The sequence below is a fragment of the Paenibacillus sp. N3.4 genome, from assembly GCF_008017805.1.
GTDB lineage: Bacteria > Bacillota > Bacilli > Paenibacillales > NBRC-103111 > Paenibacillus_E.
The window spans coordinates 1-7,225 of the sequence record NZ_VRTT01000149.1; the positions used below are offsets into that span (position 1 = coordinate 1).

Genomic DNA, 7,225 nt, shown 5'->3' on the forward strand with positions numbered 1-7,225 from the left:
AGTCACTGTGTAAACTAAGGAACCGCCGTATACCGAACGGTACGTACGGTGGTGTGGGAGGTCGGCTACTCAACTAATGAGTAGCCTCCTACCCGATTACAATCTTTGTTCAAAATAAATTACTGCGGCTGTGATATTCATCACATGCAAAGAATACGCCACGATTTATACTTACAACGAAAAGAAGGGAGGCGCTATTTTTGGAAGCATTAGACTTGAGTCGGTGGCAGTTCGGAATAACAACAGTTTACCACTTTTTTTTCGTACCTTTATCTATCGGTCTTGCTTATCTGATTGCTTGTATGCAAACGATGTATGTGGTCAAGAAGGACGACAAATACAAAGCAATGGCACAATTTTGGGGCAAGTTGTTTCTCCTTAATTTTGCAGTGGGTGTTGTGACAGGGATTATGCAAGAATTCCAGTTCGGTATGAACTGGGCGGATTATTCTCGGTTTGTTGGTGCTGTCTTTGGAGGACCTCTTGCCGTAGAAGCTTTAGTTTCTTTTTTCTTGGAGTCTACGTTCCTAGGGTTATGGATTTTCGGTTGGGATCGGCTGTCGAAAAAGGTGCATTTGGCTTGTATATGGATTGTAGCGATTGGAGCAACTTTATCCGCACTCTGGATTCTGAGCGCGAACTCATTCATGCAAGAGCCCGTCGGCTACACGATTCAGAACGGACGTGCGGAGATGACGAATTTCTTCGCGCTGCTTGGCAACACACAGCTATGGGTTGAGTTCCCGCATGTTATTTATGGAGCACTTGCTACAGGATCAATGTTCGTAACAGGCATCAGCGCTTATCAAATTTTACGCAAACACAGGGTGGATTTATTCAAAGCCTCTTTTACAATAGGGATCGTATTTGCGCTCGCGGCAAGCTTTATGACCGCAGTAGCTGGACATGAGCAAGCGCAGCATTTGATGAAATCTCAGCCGATGAAGATGGCTGCATCAGAAGCACTGTGGAATACAACGGGGGACAGCGCCCCTTGGACCGTATTTGCGCGAATTGATGTCAAAAATCAGGAGAACAAGTCTCAAATAGAAATTCCCTATGCGTTAAGCATTCTTTCGTATAACAAGCTTACAGGCAGTGTGCCTGGTATGAATCAGCTGCAGGCCGAGTACGAGGTGAAATATGGTCCTGGCAACTATATTCCGCCAGTGAAGACGACCTTCTGGAGCTTCCGCATCATGGTAGCGGCTGGCGTACTTATGATTCTACTTAGTCTGCTAGGAACTTACGCCGCATTACGCAATCGCTTGGAAGGATATCGTCATTATTTGAAATGGATGATACCTGCTATTAGTCTTCCATTTATTGCGAACTCAGCGGGCTGGATCATGACAGAGGTAGGGAGGCAGCCTTGGACTGTATTCGGATTGCATAAGACAGAGGTAGGGGTGTCACCTCTCGTTTCCTCCTCCATGGTAGCCACCTCGTTAATCGGTTTCATGCTTGTTTATGGCATTTTGGCCGTTGTGTTTGTGTACCTTATCGTCCATTTTGTACGCAAAGGAGTCGAGGAGGAAGGACACGGCCTTCATGATAGGGATGAACGTGAGGAAACCATGGCAACCCTGCTGTAAGACAGGGAGCTGATGAATACTAAGAAAGTGAGGGGAATTACCTATGCTGGAAACCTTATGGTTTGTACTGATCACGGTGCTGTTTGTCGGCTTTTTCTTTCTGGAAGGATTTGATTTCGGCGTGGGCATGCTGACGCCGTTCCTTGGCAAAACGGATACAGAAAGGCGTGTTCTTATCAATGCGATTGGCCCCGTCTGGGATGGCAACGAAGTGTGGTTTATTACAGCGGGCGGCGCCATGTTTGCCGCATTTCCAGGTTGGTACGCCACCTTATTCAGTGGATTTTATATGGCTTTGTTTCTCATGCTCATTGCCCTGATCGGAAGAGGTGTGGCGTTCGAGTTTCGGAGCAAATTACCGAACACCAAATGGCGTCAAACTTGGGATTGGATCATCTTTTTCGGCAGCTTGCTGCCTCCGCTGCTGTGGGGTGTTGCGCTGGCGAATTTGATGAAGGGGGTACCGATTGATGCCAAGACGAATTACGTCGGCACGTTTTGGGATTTGATTTCACCTTTCTCGGTTATGGCTGGGATTAGCATCGTACTCTTGTTTTTACTGCATGGCGCGCTCTATCTTGCACTCAAAACAGAAGGAGAGCTCCGTGAACGGGCTCGCCGAGCTGCCAAACGCTTTGGAGCGTGGGCAAGCGCAGTGCTTCTGCTCTTTGTTGTGCTGTGCTACTTCCAGACAGACATGTTTACCCGTGACGGCATTATCCCGGGAATGGTTCCGCTTATGGCAGGGATGACCTTATTGTCCGTCCATTTCCTCCTTAAGGCAGGTCGTGACGGGTGGGGGTTCATCATGACTGGCTTAACGATCGCACTGTCCACCATCACGGTGTTCATGTCGCTGTTTCCAAGAGTGATGATCTCTTCGCTGAATCCCGAATGGACACTTACGATATACAACACAGCTTCTAATACGTATACGCTTAAAGTGATGACGATCATAGCTTTAACAGCAGTGCCTTTGGTCATCGCCTATCAGGCATGGACGTATTGGGTATTCCGCAAACGGATCAGCGTGAAAGATCACTTGGAATACTAGTATGATGAAAAAGCTATTACTGAAAGTGCCGGGGACGCTTCAATTGTTTGCCATCTGTATTGCGCTTGGCCTAGCCGGGGGAGCTCTCATTATTGTAGAAGCTTCCTATTTGGCTCAGATTGTCAATGGTGCGTTTATGAAAGGACTTGGGCTTGCTGCTCTGTTTCCAGTGTTGGTTGTGCTTCTCGGATGGATTGGCCTGAGAGCGGCAATTCAAACGGCGAGTGACTATGTATCGTCCCGTATGGCGCTGCGCATTAAAAGCGATCTTCGCATAAGACTGCTGCAAAAAATCGCTGATTTAGGACCGAACTACGCGAAAGGCGAGCGCAGTGGAGAATTGATAAGCACTGTGTACGAAGGCGTTGAACAATTGGAAACGTACTTGGCCCGCTATTTGCCGCAGATGGCCTTGTCAATGCTCATTCCTGCTGCCGTATTTTGTTTTGTTGCAGGCTTGGATTGGCTGTCCGCCTTAGTGCTCGCCGTCACCTTCCCACTGCTTATTATTTTTATGATTCTCGTTGGCATGGCCGCCAAATCGAAGGCGCAAAAGCAGTTTAAAACGCTCGGACGATTAGGCGGTCACTTTCTCGATATCCTGCGCGGTTTACCGACATTGCAGATTTTCAATCGCAGTCGCGCACAAATTGAAATTATTTCCCGAATCAGTGAGGATTACCGCAAAGCGACGATGGGGACCTTGCGTTTAGCTTTTTTATCGGCGTTTGTTATGGAGCTGTTTGCAACACTGAGCACGGCCATCGTTGCTGTATTTCTAGGATTGCGGCTGATTGCTGGTGAAATTGGATTCGAGCATGCTTTTTTAGTGCTTCTCTTGACGCCAGAGTTTTATGTGCCTGTGCGCGCGCTAGGGACCCAGTTTCATGCGAGCACGAATGGAATGGCTGCTGCTGCCCGCATCTTGGATATTCTGGAGACAGAACCCCCAGGCTGGACGGATCGGGACGATAGTCGGCACCCGCTTTGGAATGCGAAGGGTTACAGAATCGAATTTCAAGGGATCGGTCTCACTTACCCTGGTGAAACAAGAGCCGCGATTTCAAACGTATCCCTCACCCTTGAACCTGGAGAGCGAGTGGCCGTGATTGGGCCTTCAGGCTCTGGCAAGAGCTCGCTCCTAGATGTTCTTCAGGGTTTCATTCGGCCTACGGAAGGGAGAATTCTAGTCGATAGCATCCCGTTGTCGGAGCTGTCGATGACGTGGTGGCGCGATCAGCTATCTACTGTCAATCAAAATCCAAGGCTTTATCATGGCACTTTGAAAGAAAATTTGATCATGGGCTGTGGTGATGTTGCAGAAACGGATATGGCTGTATCCCTTTTAGCGTCAGGCGTCGATTTCATCGATCGGCTTCCGCAAGGCGATCAGACGATGATGGGGGAGTCTGTCCGACTTTCGGGCGGTCAAGTGCAGCGCATTGCCATTGCACGCGCACTGCTCAAGCAAGCGCCAATTCTGCTGCTCGACGAGCCAACCTCAGGGCTAGATCTCATTCATGAGGCTGTCGTGCGACAGGGACTGAATGAGCAGTTGCAAGATCGCATGTCAATAACAGTGGCGCATCGTCTTGAAACGGTACAAAACGCGGATCGCATCATTGTGATGGAGAACGGGCGGATTGCTGAAATCGGAACGCCAACTGCTCTATTAGCCGCTGGTGGGCTGTATTCTCGCATGATGAAAGCTAACAGCACAGCGAAATCGGAGGCGGTTCTAAACGGGGCTGAAGCTCATGGATCTTCCGAAGGCGCGGAGGATGAAACGGTTAGTCACTTTACTTTCCGCCAAGCTTCAAATGAGAAAGAGCTCATTAGCAATAAGGGAGGGACGTTCCTACGCATGCTTGAGTTCGTTCGTCCTTACAAAGGACGGACAGCTTTGGCGGTGCTGCTCGGCTGTCTGACAATCGCCGCTAATATGGGCCTGATGGGAACCTCCGGCTACCTTATTGCTCAAGCGGCGCTGCGTCCCGAATCTGTTCTAATGCTTTGGATTCCGATTGTGGGTGTCCGATTTTTCGGCCTTTCTAGAGGCGTGTTTCGGTATTTAGAGCGGCTTGTTTCTCATGATTTGACGTTCCGAATTTTGCATCGCATACGCGTATGGCTTTACGAACGTTTGGAACCAGGTGGAGTTAAGCTGTTAGAGAAAGGACGAAGCGGAGAACTGCTTCATGCGGTCATTAGCGATGTGGAGCAATTGCAAAATGTGTATTTACGCGTACTTGCACCCCCGCTTGTTGCTATGCTCACTGGACTTCTAGGTTGTATCGTGATGGCTGCGCATCAAGTTGAATTGGCGATCCTCCTTGCTTGTATGCTGGGGTTGGCCGGCATAGGCATTCCTTGGCTTAGCGCTCGGTGCGCTAAATCTCACAGCGCGGCTATCGTGCAAGCGAAAGCAGTCATGTATGCTGAAACAGCGGATCTCATCGCAGGGATCAAAGATTTGATCGTATACGGTCGTGTCAACGAGCGTGTTCTTCGAATTGATGAGATACAAATTCGTTCGAATGTGTATCAAACGAATCAACATAAGGTCGCTGCCTACGCGAGCGGGGGCATGCTCGCGGCTGCGCATTTGGCTATGTGGCTAGTCCTCGCGGCTTCGGTGTACTTAGTCAGCCGCGGCCAGCTAGAGGGTAGCGCGATTCCAGCATTAGTTATGGTTACGTTAGCTTGCTTTGAAGCAGTCATGCCGTTACCGGCCGCATTTCAGTCTATAGGTCTTACACTTTCATCCGCCGATAGACTGTTCCGAGTGGCAGACGAGAACCAGATAGACGAGGCAATTCACAAGACAGTCGAGCGCAACGTACCAGAGAAAGCTGAAACGTGTGAAGGGGATGAGTCTCAAAAAGATGTCTGGACGACCTCCATTCGTGGGCTCTCGTTCCAGTATGGTCCAGTGGAGCCCTATGCCATTAGAGATCTTTCCATGACGTTGAAACGAGGAACGATGACCGCCATTGTTGGTGAGAGCGGAGCTGGGAAAAGCACATTGCTGCACCTGCTATTGAAGCTGCGTCCGTATACCGAGGGCTCAGTTACAATGAATGGTACTGAGCTTCGCGATTTGCCAGCGGCCTTCGTTCGCTCGGAATTTGCAGTTGTCTCTCAGAACGTGCACTTGTTTAACGCATCCGTGAATGCGAACTTACGGCTTAGCTGCCCCGAAGCCACCGACGATGAGCTGCGCGAGGCGACTCGCTTGGCACAGATTGACGATACAATCGAGAAGTTCCCGAACGGATATGAGACTGTCATTGGCGAATGGGGCAGTTTATTGTCCGGTGGCGAGCGTCAGCGTCTGGCTTTGGCGCGTGCGCTGCTCCGTAAAAGTCCAGCTGTTTTGTTCGATGAACCGGCAACAGGGTTAGATGCATTGACGGAAAAGGCGATTTGGAGCAATTTGGATACGTTACTGAAGGACAAAGCGGTGCTTTGGATCACGCATAAAATGTCAGGTCTGGAACGCATGAATGAAATCATCGTCATGCATGAAGGTTGTGTCCAAGAACGGGGAACACACTCGGAACTTCTCCATCGCAAAGGCTATTACTATCGTCTCTGGCAGCTTGAGCAGGAAAAAGATTGGCAGCACACTCATGTGAATGCACCTAGCGAGGTTCATTCGATGGTATGAATGGATAGTGACGGGGCGGCACAAAATCTCCGCTATCTTGCCCGAGCTGTTCTCTTTCAGGATCAGCCTTATCTGTTGGAACGAATGCAACATGATGTGCGTCTTTCCGTATGTAGGTTTCGTTCTTGCCGGAACTCAATTATTTGTTCAACGGTAAAAATAATTGAAACCCCAAAGGGGCTGCTCATTCAGGTAAAGGGAGGTTAGTTTCATCTGAAAGAGGTTATTTGTATAGGAAATTGTTATAATTGAGATTAGTAAAAGTAACACTTTATGGAGGAAATATAATGGAGCAATCAGCACGGAATGAAATCGAGGCTGTTTATCATCAATTATTAGATGCTTGGAATAACCGTAGTGCCGGTAGTATAGCTGAGTTGTTCACAAAGGAGGGAGAGCAAATCGGGTTTGATGAAAAGTTTTCGCAAACTCGTGCCTTCAGTCGTGAGTTAGAAAACTTCGGATAGGGCGTGGCTTATGCCACGTTAGCTATCCGACACATGTTTAGGTAACTATTACAACAATCCTTTTAGTGTCAAGGTTTCTATAGGAAAATAACACTGACATATGCTATTCTGTAGTCAAAGGTAATTTTATGTCAGAAATTAGGCATGGTCGTGGTTACGTCTATGCCATTCAGTACCACATCGTATGGTGTGTAAAGTACCGACACCAGATTCTTGTAGAAGAATTAGACGTAAGACTAAAAGAAATTCTTATTCAGATTGCATCCGATAACAACTTCACTATATCTGAAATTGAAAGCGACTCCGATCACATCCATCTCTTAGTGGATTGTACACCACAGCATTCAATACCTAGTATGATTAAAGCATTAAAAGGTGTTTCCGCCAGACTTTTGTTTAAAGAGTTTCCTAAGATTAAAAAGAAATTGTGGGGAGGAAA

At 48.2% G+C, this 7,225-nt stretch carries 5 protein-coding genes; all 5 read left to right on the top strand.

What is annotated here, in order from left to right; translation table 11 throughout:
• The first annotated feature begins 200 nt into the window (after positions 1-200).
• Positions 201-1,595 carry a cytochrome ubiquinol oxidase subunit I gene (locus tag FU659_RS34125; protein ID WP_147951608.1) on the top strand — a complete coding sequence of 465 codons (1,395 nt, stop codon included), beginning with the start codon at positions 201-203 and terminating at the stop codon, positions 1,593-1,595.
• Between the two features lie 43 nt (positions 1,596-1,638).
• Positions 1,639-2,649: a cytochrome d ubiquinol oxidase subunit II gene (cydB, locus tag FU659_RS34130; RefSeq protein WP_147951609.1), complete on the top strand. Its 1,011-nt coding sequence runs from the start codon at positions 1,639-1,641 to the stop codon at positions 2,647-2,649.
• Between the two features lies 1 nt (position 2,650).
• Positions 2,651-6,319 (top strand): thiol reductant ABC exporter subunit CydD, encoded by a 3,669-nt coding sequence (gene cydD / locus FU659_RS34135; protein WP_147951610.1) that lies wholly within the window; start codon positions 2,651-2,653, stop codon positions 6,317-6,319.
• A 287-nt stretch (positions 6,320-6,606) separates the two neighbouring features.
• Positions 6,607-6,786: a nuclear transport factor 2 family protein gene (locus FU659_RS34140; RefSeq protein WP_147951611.1), complete on the top strand. Its 180-nt coding sequence runs from the start codon at positions 6,607-6,609 to the stop codon at positions 6,784-6,786.
• Between the two features lie 128 nt (positions 6,787-6,914).
• Positions 6,915-7,225, top strand: a 311-nt coding sequence (gene tnpA / locus FU659_RS34145; protein ID WP_147951612.1) for an IS200/IS605 family transposase, incomplete at its 3' end; no start/stop codon positions are given.